Origin of the sequence: Nocardioides lianchengensis, from assembly GCF_900101465.1 — a bacterium.
GTDB lineage: Bacteria > Actinomycetota > Actinomycetes > Propionibacteriales > Nocardioidaceae > Nocardioides > Nocardioides lianchengensis.
This window is the reverse complement of the sequence record NZ_FMZM01000006.1, coordinates 1-20448: the sequence shown is the minus strand read 5'-3', so window position 1 is coordinate 20448 and position 20448 is coordinate 1. Positions and strand designations below refer to the sequence as shown.

Sequence of the window (20448 nt, the reverse complement as noted above, 5' to 3'; positions counted from 1 at the left end):
GGCAGGTTCAAAGACCTTTTACAGAGACAAGGGGGCTCACCGTCCGCGGTGATCAAGGGCCATCACCAGGCTGCTTCTAGCTTTCGGTCACCTCGGGTCGACCGTTCGAACAAGGCTGCGAACAACCATTTCCATTCGCTCACCTGTTCGACTACCATATGGGTATGGCCACTCGGGACCTCGACGACTGCGACACCGCACCCGCGGTGCTCACCTTCGTCCGCGCCCGACGCTCTGTCCAGTTGCAGGCCGAGGCCGACCAGCTCGCCGCCGCCGTCACCTGGGCCGGGATGCACTCCACCGACTCCCTGCAGGACGCTGCGGCCGTGTGGATCCCGGGGTGTGAGGACGAGATGGCCATCGCCGGCCACGGCGCACCCCTTATCGCGGAGTTCAGTGTGCTGGAGTTCTCCGCCGCACTGGGCCTGTCGTCGGACTCGGGGCGGATCTACCTCGGCCACGCCGTCGAGCTCGCCCACCGCCTCCCACGGGTCTACGAACGCGTCCAGTCGTTGGACCTCCCGGTGTGGAAGGCCCGACGCATCGCCGCCGACACGATCGACCTGCCTGAGGACGGCGCCGAGTTCGTCGACACCCACGTCGCCGCAACCGCACACAAGATCTCCATCGCCCAACTCGACCGCACCATCGAAGAAGCCCGGGTCCGCTTCGACCCCGAGACCGCCGCCCAGCGCGCCCGAGATGCGGCTGAGGTGCGGCACTTCGACATCGAAGTCCAGCAGGTCTCCTACGACGGGCACGTCGAAGTCCGCGGAACCCTGGACCTGGTCGACGCCCTGGATCTGGAGGACGCGGTCGCCCGGGGAGCGTCCTACCTCGGGACCATCGCCGACGGGCTGTCACTCGATGCGCGTCGCTCGATCGCGGTCGGTGACCTCGCCCGACGCCAGCTGACGTTGGATCTCAACGCCGAACCGGACCCGGACCGCAAGCGGCCCCGCCAAGTCGTCGTCCATGTCCACCTCGCCGACGCCGCCATCGCCCGCGTCGAGAACACCCGCACCCTGATCTCGGTGGAGCAGGTCAAGGGCTGGTGCCAGGACGGCGACAGCCAGGTCGTGATCAAGCCGGTCATCGACCTCGCCGGTCACGTCCACGTCGATGCCTACGAGGTCCCCGACCGGCTGAAGGAACGCCAGGCCCTCCTCCAGCACTCCTGCGTGTTCCCGTGGTGCCGACGCCGCGCCAGGTCCTGCGACCACGACCACAGCGACCCAGCCTCGAACGGTGGCGCCACGTGCGACTGCAACATCGCACCGCTCTGCAGGCGACATCACCGCGCCAAGACACATACGCGGTGGCGCTACGACAAGATCGACGACACCACGTTCGTCTGGCGCAGCCCGAACGGACTCACGTTCGTCCGCGACCACACCGGCACCACCACCCCGCAGCCCTGACCGAGAACCCTCGGCAGGGCTACGGGCACGCCCTCACGACAGCGCGGTGCGGGACGCGACTCGTCACTCCTCGCTGACGTCGACCAACACCTTGCCCACCGCGCCCTGCTCGACGGCGTCGTGCGCGCCCGCCAGGTCCTCCAGCGGGAAGTGGTGCAGCGGGACCCCGGCGTCGTCGCCGACCCGGAGCGCGCCGTTCGAGACGGCGGCGTTGACGTCCAAGGTCGCGGCCTCCAGGAGGTCGGCGCCGAGCGTGTAGAGCAGCAGCCCCTGGAGGCGCAGGTTCTTCGCGAACGTGCCGCGCACGGGGACCGTGGCCTCGGACCCGCCGTTGTCGGCGTAGTAGGCGATCGTGCCGCGGTTGCGGAGCACCTCGACATCGAGGGCCAGGTTCTGGGCGAGGGCGACCTCGACGACCAGGTCGACGCCCTCGGGGCAGAGCGTGCGGATCGCCTCGACGGGATCGCCGACGCGGTAGTTCACGCTCTGGTGGGCGCCCGCGGCTACCGCGAGGGCGGCCTTCTCGTCGCTGCTGATCGTCGTCAGCACCGTCGCTCCGGCCCAGCGGGCGAGCTGGATCGCGGCGTTGCCGACCGCCCCGGCGCCGCCGGCCACCAGCACGGTCATTCCCGACATGGCGCCGGGCGAGAGCCGGGTGACGTCCTCGCCGGCGGTCAGGGCGCGGTGGGCGGTGACGGCCGGGACCCCGAGCGAGGCCCCCAGGTCGTACGACGCCCCGACGGGCAGGTGGACGACGCGCTCCACGGGCTGCACGGTGTGCTCGGCGGCCGTGCCGAGCCAGCGGCCGCTCTGCGCGAGCAGCACCCAGACCCGATCTCCCTCGGCGAAGCCGGCGACTCCGGGACCGACCGCGTCGATGACCCCGGCACCGTCCTGGCCGGGCGCGACCTCGTCGTACGGCCCGTTCATGCCGTTCGCCCGAAACTTCCAGTCCGTGGGGTTCACGCCGGCGCGGACCAGCCGCACCCGCACCTCACCCTCGCCGGGCTCGGGCCGGTCGCGATCGACCAGCCTCAGCACGCTGGAGTGGCCGGTCTCGCTGTACGTCACCGCACGCATGTCGTGTTTCGCCTCATCTCTGGTCGGGCACCTGGCCTCATCCGTGTGACCACCAGGAGGAAGTCCCATGCCCGAACTGCCATTCCCCGACGACGTCCGCGCCCTGCTCACCAAGCCCAACCCGGCCGTCGTCACCACCCTGCGCACGGACGGGCAGCCGGTGTCGGTGGCGACCTGGTACCTGCTCGAGGACGACGACCGCGTGCTGCTCAACATGGACCACAGCCGGGTCCGGGTGCAGCACCTGCGCCGCGACCCGCGCCTGACGCTGACCGCGCTCGACGAGTCGAGCTGGTACACCCACGTGTCGCTCATCGGCCGGGTCGTGGAGTGGGCCGAGGACGAGGACCTGAGCCAGATCGACCGGCTCAGCATCCACTACGGCGGCCAGCCGTACCCGACGCGGGACAGCCCGCGGGTCAGCGCCTGGTTCGAGATCGAGCGGTGGCACGGCTGGGGTGCCGCGAAGGACTGAGCGCTAGCGGCGCAAACCCTGGACGGCCCAGACGTGGCCCCACGGGTCGACCTCGAGGAGCACGCGGTCCTGCCGCTCGTTGAGCGCGCAGGCGAGCCACACGAGCGCCCAGACACCGGTCAGCAGCGTCATGATCGCGTGGGCGACGTGGGCCGGGCGTCGCCGGTAGGAGAGCGTCACGCCCGAGGGGCCCTCGTGGACGACGGTCGCGGCGTTCGTCAGGACCTGGTCCTCCACGGCCAGGGCGAGCACCCGCACGCGGGTCCCGTCCGGCTCCTCGTCGTCGACGTGGAGCGGGCGCGGGTCCAGGAGCCGGGAGGGACGCATCGAGTACGCCGCGCTCGCCCATCGCTTGCCGGTCCACCGCTTCCAGCGGCCGCCGTCGTACCGCAGCTCGCCACGGACCCGGCGGCCGGGCCGGGTGCGGGTCAAGGTGGAGGTCATGACTCCATCCTTCCGCACCACGGCCCGGTCCCGTGGGAGATCGGCGTCAGAGAGCCGAGGCCATCCCCGCGCAGGCCTTCAGCCACTGCCGGCGGGTGTTGGCCGACAGCTGGTTGTAGGGCACCACCGAGCCGGCGACCAGGGCCGGGTCGTAGGGCACGCGGTAGACCCCCCGCGTGCGCTGCTGGTAGACGTCCACCAGGTCGTGGGCGAGCTTGCCGTCGACCTGGGGCGAGGGGTCGGAGAGGATCGTCACCGTCTTGTACTTCAGGTTCTGGTAGCCGGCGTCCTGGAGGGCGTCGAGCATCCACAGACCGCTGTAGCCGGTGTCCTCGCGGACCGTGCTGGTGACCACGAGCAGGTCCGCCGCGTCGGCGGCGGCCAACCAGTTCTCGGCCCGCATGTTGTTGCCGGTGTCGACCAGGATCACCCGGTAGAAGCGCTCCAGCAGCTTGTGGACGGCGTTGAAGTCCTCGGCGTGGATCATGCCGGTCACGTCCGGCCGCTCGTCGGAGGCGAGGACGTCGAAGTGGGCGTCGCCCTGCGAGCGGACGAAGGCGCCGAGGTCGCCGATCCGCGACTGGTAGACGTCGTTGAACCGCCCCAGGTCCTCCAGCAGCTCGCGCGTGGTGTTGCGGTGGGTGCTGCGGGTGCCTCGGATGCCGAGGGTGCCGCGGGTCTCGTTGTTGTCCCAGGCCACCACGCCGCCACCACGCACGGTGCCGAAGGTGTAGCCCGCGGCGAGCACGCCGGTGGTCTTGGCCGCGCCGCCCTTGGGGTTGATGAAGGCGATCGTGCGCGGGCCGTCGAAGTCGCGCTGCAGGATCCGGCGGTCCTGCTCGTAGTCGAGCTCGTCGGGACCCATCCGCGGCTTGACCAGGCCGCCGGTCCACCGGCGCACCTTGCCGCGCCAGCCCCAGGTGGCCGGACCGAGGTCGATGTCGTCGGCCCGCCGGTCGAGGAAGTCGGTGGCGCTCATGAAGCGACGCGGGTCGCCCGGGTCGCCGTCGGGAGCCTGCTCCGGAGCGGACGGCGGCGCGGATGAGGGAGCCGAGGCGGTGGGTGCGGGCGGTGCCGGCGGGGCGGCTCGGAGAGGAGCAGGAGCAGGAGCGGCCACCGGGGCCGGAGGCGCAGCGGGTGCGGGCGGCGGCGTGCTCGGGCGCGCGACCGGCGGGGCCGCCGGCGGGGGACCGCTCGGGGGCGGGGCGGTCGGGCGGGCGGCGTACCCCGGCAGCGGGTCGCTCAGCGGGTCACCGGCGGGGGCCGGAGCCTCGGCGGGACGGACCGGCGCCTGGCCGGCGGCGTACGCCGCGAGCTCCTCGGGGGTGTACAGCCGGTCGCTGGTGTCCGAGGGGTCCGAGTCTGCCGGGTGGGAAGCCTGGTGGTGCGGCTGCTGGCTCATCGGAGTGGGGTCCCTCCATCAGGGGTTGCGGGGTGTTCGCTCCCCCATTCCCTCAACCCGAGGGACTCACACGTCGCCGAGGTCCGCCAGCGCCGACTCGATGGCGCGGTGGAAGGTCGGGTAGGCGAAGTGCATCCCCTTCAGGGTCGCCACCGGAACCTCGGCGTGCACGGCGGTGGCCAGCAGGCCGATGACCTCGCCGCCCGCCGGGCTCACGACGCTGGCTCCGACGAGGATCCCCCGGTCGGCGTCTGCGACGACCTTGACCAGCCCCTCGTTGCCGAGCTGGTGGAGCCAGCCCCGACTGGAGTCGGGGATGGCGGTGCGACCGGTCGCGACCCGGATGCCGGCGTCCCGGGCCTGCTGCTCGGTGAGGCCGACCTGGGCCGCCTCGGGGTCGGTGAACGTGACCCAGCTGAGCGAGCGGTACTGGGCGGCCGGGCCGTCCTGGCCGAGCAGATCGCGCACCGCGACCGCGCCCTGGTACATCGACACGTGCGTGAACTGGCCCTTGCCGGTGATGTCGCCGATCGCCCACAGCCGATCGCCGGCTCGCTGGCGGTCGTCGACCTCGACGAAGCGGGCGGCCGGGTCCAGTCCCACCGTCTCCAGACCCAGGTCGAACAGGTTGGTACGACGGCCCGCCGCGACCAGCAGCGCGTCCGCGTCGATCGTGCGCCCGCCGACCTCGACGTGGAACGTGCCGTCGTGGCCCACCCGCGCGACCTGCGCGCCGGTCAGCACCTCGACCCCCTCGGCCGCGAGCACCCCGGCCAGGACCTCGCTGGCCTCCGGCTCGCCGGGCGCCAGGATGCGCGGGCCGCCCTCGACGAGGGTCACCCGGACGCCGAAGCGGGCGAACGCCTGCGCCAGCTCGAGGCCGATCGGGCCGCCGCCGACCACGATGAGGGAGGCGGGCAGCTCGGTGAGCCGGACCGCGTCGCGGTTGGTCCAGTACGGCGTGCCCGCCAGCTCGTCGATCGGAGGCACGGCCGGCTCGGTCCCGGCGTTGAGGACCACCCCGCGGGCGGCGACGTACGTCGTGCCGTCGACGGTGACGCGGCCCGGACCGTCGAGGCGCCCGTGCCCGCGGACGACTGTCACGCCCGCGGCCTCGAGGCTGCTCACGTGGGAGTCGTCGTGCCAGTGACTCGTCGCCCGCTCGCCGAGCCGCTCGGCGACCACGCTCCAGTCGGGCGTCGCGGAGACCTGGCCGGCCAGGGTGTCGGCGCGGCGCGCCTCGGCGAGCGCGTCCGCGGCGCGGATGATCGTCTTGGACGGGATGCAGCCGTAGAACGGGCACTCCCCGCCCACCAGGGCCTTCTCGACCCCGACCACCGAGAGCCCCGCCTCGGCGAGCTGCTGGGCGGCGTACTCCCCGCCGGGCCCGAGTCCGATGACCACCACGTCGACCTGCTGCTCGCTCATGGTGGCCAGCCTAGGACTACCTCGACAGGTGCCGCGCCCGGGCGAAGCAGAACAGCCCGAAGCAGCCGATGCCGATGGCGATCACGCCGAGCAGGAACGGGCCGAACGGCTGGTCGAGCACCTTGTAGAGCGCCTGGTCGAGACCACCGGACTTCTTCGCCTCGTGGGTGAGCCCGGCGTAGACGAACAGCCCGCCGACGATGCCGACCGCGACGCCCTTGGCGACGTAGCCGACCTTGCCGAAGAGCAGGTACGCCGACCCGCTCTGGCCGCTCTTGCCCTGCGGGTCGAGCTCCTCCGCGAACTTGTCGGTCCAGGCCTTGGCGATCTGGTAGACGCCGTAGCCGATGATCGCGAGCCCGACCACGACCACGATGCCCTGGCCGGCCGGGAGGTCCATCAGCTTCGCGGTCCACGAGTCAGTGCCGGAGCCGCCGGAGGAGCCGGAGCCCATGGCCACCTTGACCGCGCTGACGCCGATGGCGCCGTACAGGACCGCCTTGCCGGCCGAGCTGACCTGCTTGCGGACCCGCTCGGCGCCGTCCTTCTCCTGGTGGCCGACCGCGGCCTCGAGGACCCGCCAGAGCACCAGCAGGAAGAGCCCGACGGCGACCAGCCAGACCAGCACCTTGCCGAACGGCTGCTCGGCCAGCTGCTGCAGGGCACCGGAGCTCGACGGTGAGCCCTCCCGGTCGCCGAGGGCGAGCTGGAGGGCCAACCACCCGATGAGCAGGTGGACGACGCCGTACGCGACGAGCCCCGCCCGGACCGCGAGGTCCATCCCGTCGCTGGAGTTGGCCTGCCGACCGGCGCGGTCGGCGCGCTGCGCGATGTCCATGCCCGGGGCGGTACCCCGAACCGGACCTACAGAGACGCCTTGTTGCGCTGTAGGTTGCCGAGCACGCCGTTGACGAACTGCGGCGACTCGTCGGTCGAGAGGTCGCGCACGAGGGCCATCGCCTCGCTGACCGCGACGGCGTCGGGGACGTCCTCGGCGTACAGCAGCTCCCACAGGCCCAGACGCAGCACGTTGCGGTCGACCGCGGGCATCCGGGCCAGAGTCCAGCCCTCGGCGTACGACGTCAGCAGCTCGTCGAGCCGCGCCTGGTGCTCGACGACGCCGCGGACCAGCACCGCGGTGTAGTCGTTGGTCGGACCCTCGTCGTCGGCGATCGCGCGCTCGAGCGCGTCGACCGCCGACTCGCCCCGCAGGTCGGAGGCGAAGAGGATGTCCAGCGCCCGCTTGCGGGCCTTGGAGCGAGCGGCCACTACGCCTTCACGCGCCCCATGTAGGAGGAGTCGCGGGTGTCGACCTTGACCTTCTCGCCCTGGTTGACGAAGAGCGGCACCTGGATCTCGTGGCCGGTCTCGAGGGTGGCCGGCTTGGTGCGGCCGGTGGCGGAGTCGCCGGCCAGGCCGGGCTCGGTGAAGGTGATGACGAGCTCGACCGAGGCCGGGAGCTCGACGAACAGGACGCGACCCTCGTTGGTGGCCACGATGGCCTCCTGGTTCTCCAGGAGGAAGTTCGCGCCGTCGCCGAGGACCTCGGGGGCGACTTCGAGCTGCTCGTAGGTCGCGGTGTCCATGAACACGAAGGACGTGCCGTCGTTGTAGAGGTACTGCATGGTGCGGCGGTCGACCGTCGCGGTCTCGACCTTGGTGCCGGCGTTGAAGGTCTTGTCGACGTTCTTGCCCGACTCGACGTTGCGGAGCTTGGTGCGCACGAACGCCGGACCCTTGCCGGGCTTGACGTGCTGGAACTCCACCACGGCCCAGAGCTGGCCGTCGATGTTGAGAACCATGCCGTTCTTGAGGTCGTTCGTCGTTGCCATGCGCGCGTGTCAGCCTTCGGTCCGGTGAGCGGGGAGGTCGCCTGCGTCCGAGCGCGGGCAACAGCCGGAGAGTCTACCGGCGCGGCCGCTCCCCGCACGAAACCGACGCCGCGTCAGTCCGCGAGCCGCCAGACCACCTCGACCTGGACCGCCAGCTCCTGCTCGCCGGCCTGGATGGGCAGCGCCATGTCGGACGCGTACGACCGCGACAGGCTCGCCTCCGACCACGACTCCTCCCCGGCGTACGTCGGGGAGACCTCGCGCAGGGTCAGCACCTCTCCCAGCTCCTGACCGCCGGCGGCGGCGTACTCCTCGGCCTTGGCCCGCGCCTCGTCGACTGCGGCCTCCCGGGCCTCGGCCAGCAGCGCCTCCGGGTCGGCCACGCTCAGGGCGATGCCGTCGACGCGGACGGCGGTCCCGCCGCTCCGCACCGCCGCCGCGATGGCCGCGCCGCCGTCCTCCAGCTTCGGCACCAGCACCTGGGCCCGCTGGACGACCCGGTAGCCGCGCAGGGTGGTGGGGGCGTTGCGCGAGCGGTCGTAGATGGGCTCGGTCGACAGCCCCGTGGTCCGCACGTCCTTCTCCGTCACCCCGTGGTCGGCGAGCTCGGCGAGCACCCGGTCCATCGCGGCGCCGGACTCGTCGAGCGAGTCCTGCAGGTCGGGACGGATGATCCGCACCTCCAGGGAGAACCCGAGCTGGTCGGGCACCGCGGTCACCTCGCCGGTGCCGCCCACCGTCACGCTCCGCTTCGCCGACGAGCCCGTCTCTCCCCCGCCGGACGCAGCCTCGGCCGGGGTCCCCCGGGAGTCGCCCACGAGGTAGGCCACCGCGAGCGCGATCACCACCAACCCGGCCAGCAGCAGTGCCTTCAGGCTCACCGTGACGTTCGTGCCCATCGCCGTACCATCCTCGCTCGTGCCGACCTGTGCCGGTCGGTCGCGAGGTCGGACGGCGGCGCTCAGGCGGGGGTTCCCCCGGCGACGATCGCGAGCGCGCGTCGGTAGCCGTCGATGCCGTGTCCGGCGACCACCTCGACGGCGTACGGCGTCACGACCGACGTGTGCCGGAACTCCTCGGGCCGCTGGTGGGGGTCGGAGATGTGCACCTCGACCAGCGGGGCCGTGAGCTGGGCGCACGCGTCGAAGATCGCGTACGAGTAGTGCGTCCATGCAGCGGCGTTGAGCACCACCGCGTCGCCGTCGTCGGCGGCGCCGTTGAGCCAGTCGATCATCACGCCCTCGTGGTTGGTCTGGCGGACCTCGACGTCCAGGCCGAGGTCGCGTCCCCAGCCCACACAGAGGTCGGCGAGCTCGGCGTGCGTCGTGCTGCCGTAGATCTCCGGCTGACGGCGGCCGAGCCGCCCCAGGTTGGGACCGTTGAGCACCAGGACCTTCACGCCACACCCCTCAGCACGTCGTACGCCGCTCGCAGGTCGGCCTCGTCGGGACCCGCGAGCACGGTCGGACGGCCGAGGCCGTCGAGGACCACGAACCGCAGCTGCGAGCCGCGGGACTTCTTGTCGACCCGCATCGCCGCGAGCAGGTCCTCGAACGACGCGCCGTCGTACGACGTGGGCAGGCCGACGCGGGCCAGCGTGCTGCGGTGCCGGTCGGCCTCGGCGTCGCTCAGGTGACCGGTACGGCGGGCCAGCTCAGCGACGTAGACGCACCCGAGGGCGACGGCGTCGCCGTGCCGCATGGAGTAAGCCTCGGCCCGCTCGATGGCGTGCGCCATGGTGTGGCCGTAGTTGAGGACCTCGCGCCCGGGGTGACCGTCGGCCCCACCGGTCTCCTTCAGGTCCCCCACCACCACGTCGACCTTGACCCGCACGGCCCGCTCGACCAGCTCACGCAGCACGGGTGAGCCGGCGACCAGGGTGTCGGGGTCGGTCTCCTCGACCAGCTCCAGGATCCGCCGGTCGGCGATGAAGCCGCACTTGACGACCTCGCCGAGGCCCGCGACCAGCTCCGCGCGCGGGAGCGTCTCCAGCAGCGCGAGGTCGCAGAGCACCCCGGCGGGCTCGTGGAAGGAGCCGACCAGGTTCTTGCCGGCGCCGGTGTTGATGCCGGTCTTGCCGCCCACGGCGGCGTCGACCATGCCGAGCAGGGTGGTCGGGACGTGCACGACCCGCACGCCGCGCAGCCAGGTGGCGGCGACGAACCCGCCCAGGTCGGTCGTCGCTCCCCCGCCCACGGTCACGACGGCGTCGGAGCGGGTGAACCCGGCGGCGCCGAGCTCGTCCCAGCAGGCGGCGGCGACCGCGGCGGTCTTGGCGCCCTCGCCCTCGGGCAGCCGGAGCACCAGCACGTCGTACGACGGCTCGAGCGCGGCCAGCACCGGCGCGACCACGGCCTCGAGGTCGTCGGGGCAGATCACGGCCACCCGCTGGGTGCCGGAGCCGAGGATCCCGGGCAGCCGGCCGGCCAGGTCGTGACCGACCACGACGTCGTACGGCGACGCGCCGCCGACGTGCAGCGTGGTGTCGCCCGCGGGGTGGTTCATCGGAGCAGCTCCTCGATCTCGGCCGCGACCTCCGCCGGGGTGCGCCCGTCGGTGTCGACGACGTGGGTCGCGACCTCCTCGTAGACCGCGGTGCGCTCGTCGAGCAGCGTCTTGATCCGGGAGCGGACGTTGCCGAGCAGCAGCGGCCGGCCGACGCCCAGGCCGACCCGCTTGACCGCGTCGGAGAGCCCGACCCGCAGGAACACGACCGCGTGGTCGGCCAGCAGGGTCCGGGTCTCCTCGGCCAGGACCGCTCCCCCGCCGAGGGCGAGCACGCCGTCGTGCTCGGCCAGCGCGGTCGCGACGGCGGCGCGCTCGAGAGCACGGAAGTGCTGCTCGCCGTCGTCGACGAAGATCTCGCTGATCGGCTTGCCGGCCGCGGCCTCGACGTCGTGGTCGGTGTCGCGGGCCGCGACGCCCCAGGACGTCGCGAGCAGCTCGGCCACCGTGGTCTTGCCGGCGCCCATGGCGCCCACCAGGACGACGCGCGGGCTCACGGGGTGGGTCACGAGTAGCGGAGGTTCTCGAGGTACGACGCGGCGTTGCGCCGGGTCTCCTGCACCGAGTCGCCGCCGAACTTCTCGGTGACGGCGTCGGCGAGGACCAGCGCGACCATCGCCTCGGCGACGATGCCGGCGGCCGGGACCGCGCAGACGTCGGAGCGCTGGTGGTGGGCCACCGCCTCCTCACCGGTCGAGACGTCGACGGTGCGCAGCGCCCGCGGGACGGTGGCGATCGGCTTCATCGCGGCCCGGACCCGCAGCACCTCGCCGGTGGTCATCCCGCCCTCAGTGCCGCCGGAGCGGTCGCTGAGTCGGCGGATGGCGCCGTCCTTCATCACGATCTCGTCGTGGGCGAGCGAGCCGGGGGTAGCCGCGAGCTCGAAGCCGTCGCCGACCTCGACGCCCTTGATCGCCTGGATGCCCATCAGCGCGCCCGCGAGCCGCGAGTCGAGGCGGCGGTCCCAGTGCACGTGGGAGCCCAGGCCCGGCGGCGGGCCGTGGACGACCACCTCGACGACGCCGCCGAGGGTGTCGCCGTCGTCGTGGGCCCGGTCGATGCGCTCGACCATCTGCTTGCTGGTGTCGGCGTCGAGGCAGCGCACCGGGTCCTCATCGAGGCGCGCGACGTCGTCGGCCCCGGGGATCAGTCCGGCGGGTGCCCGCACGCCCCCGAGCTCGATCACGTGGGACACGATCCGGGCACCGACGGCCTGCTCGAGGAAGTTGCTCGCGACCCGGCCCAGCGCCACCCGGGCGGCGGTCTCGCGGGCCGAGGCGCGCTCCAGGATCGGGCGGGCCTCCTCGAAGTCGTACTTCTGCATGCCGGCGAGGTCGGCGTGACCGGGGCGGGGCCGGGTGAGGGCGGCGTTGCGGCCGGTCGTCTTCAGTAGGGACGGGTCGACCGGGTCGGCCGACATCACGGTCTCCCACTTGGGCCACTCGGTGTTGCCGACCTGGATGGCCACCGGACCGCCCTGGGTCACGCCGTGCCGGACGCCACCGGTGATGGTGACCTCGTCCTGCTCGAACTTCATCCGCGCGCCCCGGCCGTAGCCGAGCCGCCGGCGGGCCAGGGACTCCCGGATGTCGTCGCTCGTCACCCGGACATGGGCGGGGAGCCCCTCGAGGATCGCGACCAGGGACGGGCCGTGGGACTCGCCCGCAGTGAGCCAACGCAGCATGGGGCCAGTGTTTCACGCCGGTGACGGCGTCCCGACCCGGCTACTGGAGGGCGAGACCGGCCAGCAGGGTGGGGCCCAGCACCACGCCGAGCAGGGCGCCGACGATCATCGCCGGACCGAAGGGGTACGGCGCCCGCAGCATCCCCCGGTCCCACCGCACGATCGCCAGCAGCAGGCCGGGCAGCGCGAAGACCAGGAAGCCGCTGTACATGCCGAGCGCGAACTCCTGCCAGCCCAGCCAGGCCAGCGGGAAGCCCAGCAGCGCGGCCAGCCGGACGTCGCCGAAGCCCATGCCGGCGGAGTGGGCGTACCACAGCACCCAGTAGAACGACCGGGCCACGAGCAGCCCGATCGCCGCCCGGACCAGGTCGTCGTGCTGACCGGTGAGGACTGCGTCCAGCCCGGCCAGGACGATCAGTGCCCCGGTCGCCGGGAGGACGACGACGCGCGGCAGCAGCCGGGTGCGCAGGTCGACCAGGGCCAGCGCGAGGCAGACGGGCACGAGCGGGAGCAGGCCGACCAGGGCCCGGTCCCAGCCGACCGAGTAGCCGACCAGGCCGCCGGCGAGGCCGCCGAGCACCGTGGTCTGCAGGGCCAGGCCCGGCCGGGCCGCGACGACGGCGTACGGGACCTTGGCGCCGTCGTCGGGGTGCCGCTCCTCGGCGGGCTCGGGGATCCGCTCGACCAGGGTCGGCACCAGGGCACCGAGGACGGCGCCGACGAGCGTGGCGACCGCCGCCGCGCCCTCCGGGGTCACCGGACCGACCGCTCCGCGAGCGCCACCTCGCCGGCGAGGCGCATCGCCGCGAGCGGGGCCGGGCCGTCGGTGAAGAGCGCGAACTGGAGCGCGGCCTGGTGGACCAGCAGGTCCAGTCCGCCCACCAGCGGGCGTCCGTCGGCGGACGCCGCGAGCGGGGTGGGCCACGGGTCGTAGAGCGCCTCGAACAGGACGGCCGCGTCCCCGCAGCGGGCGACAAGCTCGTCGGTCTGGGCGTCGGCCGGCACGGTCGAGACGACCACCTCCCCGACCGCCGGGTCGGTGGCCAGCGACCCGATCACGACCCGGGGAGCCGTGGGGTGGGCGGCGATCACGGACGCGGTCTCGGCCGCGCGCTCGGCGGAGCGCGCGAGCACGGTGACGCTGCGCGCCCCCAGCTCGACCAGGGCCAGGCCGGTCGAGGCGGCGGTCGCGCCGGCCCCGAGCAGGGTGGCGGCGGTGACTGGTCCGTCGTACCGCTCGCGGATCGCGGCGACCGCGCCCGGCAGGTCGGTGTTGTCGGCCAGCCGGCCCCCGGGGCCAAGGACCAGGGTGTTGGCCGCACCGACGAGGCGCGCGCGCTCGGTGACCTCGGTGGCGACGGCGAGCAGCTCGCGCTTCAGCGGCGCCGTGACGGAGAGGCCGCGCCACTCCGCCTCCAGCCCCTCGACGAAGGACCGGACGCCACCCGCCGGCACCCGGACCGCGTCGTACGACCAGTCCGGGAGGCCGGCGGCGGCGTACCCGGCCCGGTGCAGGGCGGGCGAGAGCGAGTGGGCGATCGGGTCCCCCAGCACGGCGCAACGACGGAGATCCGCAGTGCCACCCACCTGACGAAACCCCTCAGTCCGACCTCACCGGCGGCCATCAGCGAGCCGGTTCACGAGGCTCAACTGTAGAACTGGCGCGTGGTCCCCCCGCAATCGGTGCCCGGGATCCGGGTGCAGTCGAAGAGCACCAGGGTGTAAAGCCGGTCCTCGGGGATCGAGAGGTTCCCCGTGCAGCGCCAGCCCTGTCCCTGACTGGCGAACGGGCTGCTCGCGACGGTGCCTCCGCTCGCGTTCTGGATGAGGGCGTACGCGTAGTCCTCGAGACCTGCGCCGGTGTCATTGACCGCCTTGGCGCAGAGCGTGTCGGTCGCGTCCGTGTAGCGCGCGCTCGCGCCGTGGAAGCTGAACTGGATGTCGTTGGCCGCGGCGGGACCGATGCCGAGGGCGATGACGGCTGCCGTCGCCGACAGCACGGCCAGGGGTCGAAGTGCTCGCATGAGTGCTCCCGAGAGTGTGATGGAGCACACAGCATCGAGCCCGTCCGGGTCGTCGTCAAGGCTCGACCCGGGGCGGATCAGTCCGTCAGCACCGGTCCGAGGTCTCGCAGTACTCCTTGTACTGCGCCTGTCCGTCGAGGAAGCCGTCGTAGTCCTCGTAGAACCGGGTCTCACCGGTGGCCAGATCGACGGTCACGTAGTAGTACCAGGGCCCGTCAGCAGGCTCGACCGCAGCCTTGATCGCCGCGTCGCCGGGGGCCTCGATCGGGCCCGGGGGCAGACCGACGACGTTCAGCCGGGTGTTGTACGGCGTGGGGGTGTCGAGCTGCTCCCGCGTCAGCTCGGTGGAGCCCGGCGAGAGGCCGAGGCCGTAGGCGACGGTCGCGTCGATCTGCAGCTTGCCGTTGGTCCCGCCCTTGTCGCCGGGTCCCTCGAGGCGGTTGTAGATCACCCTCGAGATCTTCGGCATGTCGTCGCCGCGCCCCTCGGCCTCGATCAGGCTGGCGATCGTCATCAGCTCGTGGGTCGTGTAGCCGAGCCGCTCGGCGGCACCCTGCAGGTCGGCGTCCTCGGCCGCCTGCTTCCAGCGGTCGACCATGCGCTTGAGGATGTCGACGGGCTTGTCGTCGGGCCCGATGTCGTAGGTGGCGGGGAAGAGGTAGCCCTCGGCGTTGCCGCCGGCCTCCTCCGGCAGACCCAGTGCGGCCGGGTTCCGCAACGCTCGCTGGTAGGCGCGGGCCGGGAACTCCGTGCCCTCGGCGAGCGCATCGACGATCTCGGTCAACCGGAGACCCTCGCGGACGGTCACCCGGGACGTGAGCAGGTTGGCCGGGTCGACCAGCCGGGCGACGGCGTCGGCCGAGGCCATCTCCTGCTGCAGCTCGTAGAAGCCGACCTGGATGCTGCCCGACTCGGGGTTGCCGTTCACCGCGCTGACGCAGGCGTCGACCGACGCCACGACGCCCTCGGACTCGAGGTTGCGGCAGATGGCCGAGCCGTTGTCGCCCGAGGCGACCTCGAAGGTCACGCTGCCGGTGCCCGGACCGGGGTAGTCCTCCGGGTCGGCGAACTGCTCCTTGATCTTGTCGAGCCCGGCGGTGACGCCGAAGTAGAGCAGGCCGGCGACGACGCCGAGGGCGACCAGCACGGCCAGGCAGCCGGAGGCGCCGCGGCCGCGCTTCTTGCGCGCGCGGCGGGCACCGCCGGCGACGTACGTCGGGGCCTCGTCGTGCTCGTCGACGCGGGGCAGCAGGCCCGAGTCGTCGTGCAGGTCCGGCTCGGGGTGGTGCTCGCTCATCTCGTCTCCTCGACGATCTCACCCGGCGCGGTCCCGGTCGCGCGTTCGGTGTCCAGTGCGTGCTGAAGGATCAGCACCGCCGCGGCCTGGTCGACCACGGCCCGCCGCGCTGTCCCCTTGCGGCCTCGGTCGCGCAGCATAGCCTCCGCCGACACGGTGGTCAGCCGCTCGTCGACCAGGCGCACCGGCACCGGGGCGACCGAACGGGAGAGCCGTACGGCGAACTCGCGGGTCTTCGCCGCCGCCGGGCCCTCGCGCCCCGACAGCGACCGGGGCAGCCCGAGGACCACCTCCACGGCCTCGTGCTCGGTCACGATCGCCGCGATCCGGCCCAGGTCGCCGCGGCCTCGGCGTACGGTCTCGACGGGCGTCGCGAGGAACCCCGTGGGGTCGCTGCGCGCCACCCCGATCCGGGCATCCCCCGGATCGATGCCGAGCCGTACGCCGGGCCGCAAGCTCAGGCCTGCCCGGGAGAGGACTGGGTCGTGGCGGCGACCGCGGCGTGCACCGCCGCCAGCGCCTCGTCGATCCGCGAGGCGTCGGTGCCACCGCCCTGGGCCACGTCGTCCTTGCCGCCGCCCTTGCCACCGACGAACGGGCCGACCGCGCGGACCAGGTCGTTGGCGCTGAGGCCGAGCGTGCGGGCCGACTCGGTCGTGGCCGCGACGACCGACACCTTGCCGTCGGCCGCACCGATCACCACGACGACGCCGGGAGCGCCCGCCGGGAGCTTGGAGCGGACGTCCATGGCCAGGGTGCGGACGTCGCCGCCGCCCGCCCCGTCGACCCGGTGGGCCACGACGTGCACGCCGCCCACCACCGTCGCGCCGGCGGCCAGCTGGCCACCGCCGGCCAGCAGCTGCGAGAGCCGGGCCTTCTCGATCTCCTTCTCGGCCGAGCGCAGCCGCTCGACCAGGTCGCCGACCCGGCCGACCAGGTCGTCCGGCTGGGTCTTCAGCAGGCTGGTGAGCTGGCCGACGACATCGCGCTCGCGCGCCAGGTAGCGGAAGCCCTCGACGCCGGTGAAGGCCTCGATGCGCCGGTTGCCGGAGCCGACCGAGGACTCCCCCGTCACGACGATGGTGCCGATCTGGGAGGAGTGGTCGACGTGCGTGCCGCCGCAGAGCTCGCGCGACCATGGGCCGCCGATCTCGACGACGCGGACCTTCGAGTCGTCGTACGTCTCGCCGAAGAGGGCGACCGCGCCCCAGTCCTTGGCCTCGGGCAGCGTCATGTACTGCCAGCCGACCGGGAGGTCGGCGCGCAGCGCGTTGTTGGAGACCAGCTCGATGTCGGCGACCTGCTCGGGACTCAGGCCGGTGGTCCAGCCGAAGTCGAGGCGGAGGTAGCCGGGCCGGTTGTAGGAGCCGGACTGCAGGGCCGAGGGGCCGAGCACCTCGCGCAGCGCGGCGTGCACGACGTGGGTGCCGGAGTGCGCCTGGCGGGCGCCGGTGCGCCACTCCGGGTCGACCTGGGCCTGGAGCTCGGAGCCGGGGGCGAACTCGCCGTCGACGACCCGGACCTGGTGCACGACCAGGCCCTTGATCGGCCGCTGCACGTCGAGGACCTCGAGCCGACCGCCGTCGAACTCGATGACGCCCGCGTCGGCGGCCTGGCCGCCGGACTCGGCGTAGAACGGCGTCCGGTCGAGGACCAGCTCGCCGACCTCGCCGTTGCCCAGCACGGGCACCACGGCGCCGCCCTGCAGCAGCGCGAGCGGGCGGGACTCGGTCTGCAGCGTCTCGTAGGCGAGCCACTCGGTGGGGCCGTGGGCGTCGAGGATCCCGCGGTAGACGCCGGTGTCGGCGTGCTGGCCGCGCTTGGACCGCGCGTCGTCCTTGGCCCGCTGCCGCTGCTCGGCCATCAGCGAGCGGAAGCCGTCCTCGTCGACGCTGAGCCCGGCCTCGGAGGCCATCTCGAGCGTCAGGTCGATCGGGAAGCCGTAGGTGTCGTGCAGCGCGAACGCCTTCTCGCCCGACAGCCGGGTCGCGCCCGCCTTCTTCACGTCGGTCGCGGCCAGGTCGAAGATCTGGGTGCCGGCCTGGAGGGTCTTGCGGAACGTCTCCTCCTCCGCATACGCCACCCGCGAGATCCGCTCCCAGTCGTGCTGGAGGTCGGTGTAGGTCTCGCTCATCTTGTCGCGGCTGATCGGCATCAGCTCGGGCAGCGCGGGGTCGCCGTACCCGAGCAGGCGCATGGAGCGTACGGCGCGCCGCAGGAGCCGGCGCAGCACGTAGCCGCGGGCCTCGTTGCCGGGGGTCACGCCGTCGCCGATGAGCATCATCGAGCTGCGGACGTGGTCGGCCACCACCCGGAAGCGGACGTCGTCCTCGGGGTTCGCGCCGTACGTCTTGCCGGTGAGGGCCATCGCCTTCTCGATGACCGGGAACATCACGTCGATCTCGTACATGTTGGCCTTGTCCTGGAGCAGGAAGGCGACCCGCTCGAGGCCCATGCCGGTGTCGATGTTCCGCTTCGGCAGCGAGCCCGCGATGTCGAAGTCCTCCTTGGACCGCACCGCGCTGAGCTCGTCCTGCATGAAGACCAGGTTCCAGATCTCCAGGTACCGGTCCTCGGCGCCGAAGTCGCCGTCGGCGCCGTACGCCGGGCCGCGGTCGTAAAGGATCTCCGAGCACGGCCCGCCCGGACCGGGCACGCCCATGGACCAGTAGTTCTCGGACTTGCCGAGCCGGATGATCCGGTCGTCGGGCAGCCCGGTGACCTTCTTCCACAGCTCCACGGCCTCCGGGTCGTCCTGGTAGACGCTCGGGTAGAGCCGGCCCTCCTCCAGGCCCCAGCCACCGTCGGCGAGCGGCTTGGTAACCAGGTCCCAGGCCAGCTCGATGGCGCCTTCCTTGAAGTAGTCGCCGAAGGAGAAGTTGCCGCACATCTCGAAGAACGTGCCGTGCCGGGTGGTCTTGCCGACGTCCTCGATGTCCGGGGTCCGCACGCACTTCTGCACGCTGGTCGCCCGGTCGTACGGCGGGGTCTCCTGGCCGAGGAAGTACGGCTTGAACGGCACCATGCCGGCGTTGACGAACAGCAGGTTCGGGTCGTCGAGCAGCAGCGACGCGGACGGCACGGGGGTGTGGCCGGCGCGCTCGAAGTGAGCGACGAACCTCCGTCGGATCTCCGCGGTGTCCATCAGTGGGTGCCTTCCTGCTCGGTGTCTCGGGGGCTGCTGATCTCGGTGAACGTGGTGGTCGGAGCCTCGAGCTCCGGGGTGCTGCTGGGGACGAGACCCAGGCGGGCCCGCAGGTCGACCTCGGCCTCCGCCTTGCCCTGGGCGACCTCGTCGCGGAGCAGCCGGGCGCCGTGGGTGACCGCCTGCCAGCGGTCCTGCAGACCCTCGGCGGTGAGGAGCTCGGCGGCCCGGCGCCCGCGGATCATCGCGTAGACCCCGGCCCCGGCCCCGGCGACGAACCAGAGGCCGCGGTTCACCTCGGGGTCCCCGCGGGATCGGGAGCGGAGCGAGCGATCTTGTGGGGTGAGTTCATGCGGCGCTGCCCTCTCCGTCGAGGGAGGCTCGCTGGTGGTCGGCCCACAGGCGCTTGGCCTCCCGCAGGTCGGACTTGCGCTGCTTGCGGGCGCGTTTGAGCTCGCGACGCATCTCGAAGCGGACCCGGTTGCGGGTCTCGGGCGCCAGGGCCCGTCGTACGCCGTGGGCGAGGGAGGCGGCCTGCACGACGCTCTCGCGCAGCACCAGGTCGGCGAAGAGCCGGCCCTCGATCATCGGCACCGGCGGCGCGGTCGGCTCGTCCTCGCCGAGGCGGGTGATGACCACGGGCCGCTCGTCGCGGACCGGGTCCCGGCGCTCGCGCTCGAGCCGGTCGAGGCGCTCGTGCAGCGCGGCCGTCTCGGCCCGGGCCTCGGCCAGCGAGCGGGCGCTCGCGGACCGGGCGCGCAGCAGCGCCGCGGCGAGCCCGAGCGCGACCAGCGCCAGGAGCCCCGCGGTCGCGAGCACGATCCAGTCCGTCATGACGGTCGAGCCTATCGTCCCCGGATCAGGCGCCGGACCCGCTCCCATCGCTCCTTGACCGCGGCCTCGGCGCCGAGGGCTGTCGGCTGGTAGTAGGCGGCGTCCTTGACGACGTCCGGGGCGTACTGCTGCTCGGCGATGCCGTACGGCGCGTCGTGGCTGTACTGGTAGCCCTTCCCGTGGCCCAGCTTCTTGGCGCCGCCGTAGTGGGCGTCGCGCAGGTGGGAGGGCACCGGGCCGATCTTGCCGGCCTTGACGTCGGCCACCGCCGCGCCGATCGCGGTCGTGACCGCATTGGACTTGGGGGCCACGGCGAGCGCGATGGTGGCGTGGGCCAGGGTCAGCGAGGCCTCGGGCATGCCGATCATCTGCACGACCTGCGCGGCCGCGACGGCGGTGGTGATCGCGGTCGGGTCGGCCAGGCCGATGTCCTCGCTGGCCAGGATCATCAGCCGCCGCGCGATGAACCGCGGGTCCTCCCCCGCCTCCATCATCCGAGCCAGGTAGTGCAGCGCGGCGTCGGCGTCGGAGCCGCGCACCGACTTGATGAACGCGCTGGTGACGTCGTAGTGCTGGTCGCCCTGGCGGTCGTAGCGCACCGCGGCCTGGTCGACGGCCGTCTCGGCGGTCGCCAGATCGACCGTCGTGGAGCCCTTCGACGTCGCGGCGCCCGTCGCGGCCTCCAGGTAGGTCAGGGAGCGCCGTGCGTCGCCGCCGGCGAGCCGGACCAGGTGGTCGAGCGCGTCGTCGTCGAGGGTGAACCGCCCGCCGAGCCCGCGCTCGTCGGCCAGCGCCTGGGCGACCACGGCCCGGACGTCGTCGTCGGTCAGCGACTCCAGCCGCAGCAGCAGGCTGCGCGAGAGCAGCGGCGAGATCA

General features: G+C 72.8%; 23 protein-coding genes. 2 read left to right on the top strand and 21 right to left on the bottom strand.

Going from position 1 to position 20448, the window contains the following annotated elements; all coding sequences use genetic code 11:
* Nucleotides 1-164 precede the first annotated feature (164 nt).
* On the top strand, nt 165-1421 hold the full coding sequence (locus tag BLT76_RS11750; RefSeq protein WP_090855751.1) for an HNH endonuclease signature motif containing protein: 1257 nt from the start codon (nt 165-167) through the stop codon (nt 1419-1421).
* Between the two features lie 63 nt (nt 1422-1484).
* On the opposite strand, the gene BLT76_RS11745 is transcribed toward BLT76_RS11750, so the two are convergent.
* The gene (locus BLT76_RS11745; protein WP_090855748.1) at nt 1485-2501 is read right to left on the bottom strand and encodes an NADPH:quinone reductase; all 1017 of its coding nucleotides are present in this window, start codon (nt 2499-2501) and stop codon (nt 1485-1487) included.
* 67 nt (nt 2502-2568) lie between these two features.
* Between BLT76_RS11745 and BLT76_RS11740 the strand changes: the two genes are divergently transcribed.
* Nucleotides 2569-2976, top strand: a complete 408-nt coding sequence (locus tag BLT76_RS11740; RefSeq protein WP_090855745.1) for a TIGR03618 family F420-dependent PPOX class oxidoreductase — start codon at nt 2569-2571, stop codon at nt 2974-2976.
* Between the two features lie 3 nt (nt 2977-2979).
* Here BLT76_RS11740 and BLT76_RS11735 read toward each other — a convergent pair whose 3' ends face one another.
* The 20 genes from BLT76_RS11735 to BLT76_RS11640 form a co-directional block, all read right to left on the bottom strand.
* Nucleotides 2980-3420, bottom strand: a complete 441-nt coding sequence (locus BLT76_RS11735) for a hypothetical protein (RefSeq protein ID WP_090855742.1) — start codon at nt 3418-3420, stop codon at nt 2980-2982.
* Nucleotides 3421-3466: 46 nt separating this feature from the next.
* Nucleotides 3467-4822 (bottom strand): MinD/ParA family ATP-binding protein, encoded by a 1356-nt coding sequence (locus BLT76_RS11730; RefSeq protein ID WP_090855739.1) that lies wholly within the window; start codon nt 4820-4822, stop codon nt 3467-3469.
* Between the two features lie 66 nt (nt 4823-4888).
* Nucleotides 4889-6250 (bottom strand): dihydrolipoyl dehydrogenase family protein, encoded by a 1362-nt coding sequence (locus BLT76_RS11725; RefSeq protein ID WP_090855736.1) that lies wholly within the window; start codon nt 6248-6250, stop codon nt 4889-4891.
* Nucleotides 6251-6266: 16 nt separating this feature from the next.
* The gene (locus tag BLT76_RS11720) at nt 6267-7088 is read right to left on the bottom strand and encodes a DUF1206 domain-containing protein (RefSeq protein ID WP_244509373.1); all 822 of its coding nucleotides are present in this window, start codon (nt 7086-7088) and stop codon (nt 6267-6269) included.
* Between the two features lie 26 nt (nt 7089-7114).
* Nucleotides 7115-7519, bottom strand: coding sequence for a transcription antitermination factor NusB (nusB, locus tag BLT76_RS11715; RefSeq protein ID WP_090855734.1), 405 nt, complete (start codon nt 7517-7519; stop codon nt 7115-7117).
* The gene (gene efp / locus BLT76_RS11710) at nt 7519-8082 is read right to left on the bottom strand and encodes an elongation factor P (RefSeq protein ID WP_090855731.1); all 564 of its coding nucleotides are present in this window, start codon (nt 8080-8082) and stop codon (nt 7519-7521) included. The genes nusB and efp overlap by 1 nt, the downstream gene beginning before the upstream one ends.
* 113 nt (nt 8083-8195) lie before the next feature.
* Entirely contained in the window at nt 8196-8981 is a 786-nt protein-coding gene (locus BLT76_RS11705; RefSeq protein ID WP_090855727.1) for an SIMPL domain-containing protein, read from the bottom strand.
* 62 nt (nt 8982-9043) lie between these two features.
* A complete protein-coding gene (locus BLT76_RS11700) occupies nt 9044-9481 on the bottom strand; it encodes a type II 3-dehydroquinate dehydratase (protein ID WP_090855724.1) in 438 nt (145 codons plus the stop codon).
* Nucleotides 9478-10587: a 3-dehydroquinate synthase gene (gene aroB / locus BLT76_RS11695; protein WP_090855721.1), complete on the bottom strand. Its 1110-nt coding sequence runs from the start codon at nt 10585-10587 to the stop codon at nt 9478-9480. Before aroB ends, BLT76_RS11700 begins: the two co-directional genes overlap by 4 nt.
* Nucleotides 10584-11096, bottom strand: coding sequence for a shikimate kinase (locus BLT76_RS11690; protein WP_308632296.1), 513 nt, complete (start codon nt 11094-11096; stop codon nt 10584-10586). Before BLT76_RS11690 ends, aroB begins: the two co-directional genes overlap by 4 nt.
* Nucleotides 11093-12271, bottom strand: coding sequence for a chorismate synthase (aroC, locus tag BLT76_RS11685; protein ID WP_090855718.1), 1179 nt, complete (start codon nt 12269-12271; stop codon nt 11093-11095). The genes BLT76_RS11690 and aroC overlap by 4 nt, the downstream gene beginning before the upstream one ends.
* A 40-nt stretch (nt 12272-12311) precedes the next feature.
* Nucleotides 12312-13028 (bottom strand): prepilin peptidase, encoded by a 717-nt coding sequence (locus BLT76_RS11680; RefSeq protein WP_090855714.1) that lies wholly within the window; start codon nt 13026-13028, stop codon nt 12312-12314.
* Nucleotides 13025-13858 carry a shikimate dehydrogenase gene (locus BLT76_RS11675; protein ID WP_090855711.1) on the bottom strand — a complete coding sequence of 278 codons (834 nt, stop codon included), beginning with the start codon at nt 13856-13858 and terminating at the stop codon, nt 13025-13027. Before BLT76_RS11675 ends, BLT76_RS11680 begins: the two co-directional genes overlap by 4 nt.
* 59 nt (nt 13859-13917) lie before the next feature.
* The gene (locus BLT76_RS11670) at nt 13918-14295 is read right to left on the bottom strand and encodes a hypothetical protein (RefSeq protein WP_139175498.1); all 378 of its coding nucleotides are present in this window, start codon (nt 14293-14295) and stop codon (nt 13918-13920) included.
* An 85-nt stretch (nt 14296-14380) separates the two neighbouring features.
* Nucleotides 14381-15592 carry an endolytic transglycosylase MltG gene (gene mltG, locus BLT76_RS11665; RefSeq protein ID WP_090855705.1) on the bottom strand — a complete coding sequence of 404 codons (1212 nt, stop codon included), beginning with the start codon at nt 15590-15592 and terminating at the stop codon, nt 14381-14383.
* Entirely contained in the window at nt 15589-16047 is a 459-nt protein-coding gene (gene ruvX / locus BLT76_RS11660; protein ID WP_090855702.1) for a Holliday junction resolvase RuvX, read from the bottom strand. The genes mltG and ruvX overlap by 4 nt, the downstream gene beginning before the upstream one ends.
* 2 nt (nt 16048-16049) lie before the next feature.
* On the bottom strand, nt 16050-18737 hold the full coding sequence (gene alaS / locus BLT76_RS11655) for an alanine--tRNA ligase (protein WP_090855698.1): 2688 nt from the start codon (nt 18735-18737) through the stop codon (nt 16050-16052).
* The gene (locus BLT76_RS11650) at nt 18737-19033 is read right to left on the bottom strand and encodes a DUF6167 family protein (protein WP_090855695.1); all 297 of its coding nucleotides are present in this window, start codon (nt 19031-19033) and stop codon (nt 18737-18739) included. Before BLT76_RS11650 ends, alaS begins: the two co-directional genes overlap by 1 nt.
* A 52-nt stretch (nt 19034-19085) precedes the next feature.
* On the bottom strand, nt 19086-19571 hold the full coding sequence (locus BLT76_RS11645; RefSeq protein ID WP_090855692.1) for a hypothetical protein: 486 nt from the start codon (nt 19569-19571) through the stop codon (nt 19086-19088).
* A gap of 11 nt (nt 19572-19582) precedes the next feature.
* A partial coding sequence (locus BLT76_RS11640) for an AAA family ATPase (protein WP_483143637.1) occupies nt 19583-20448 on the bottom strand: 866 nt, incomplete at its 5' end.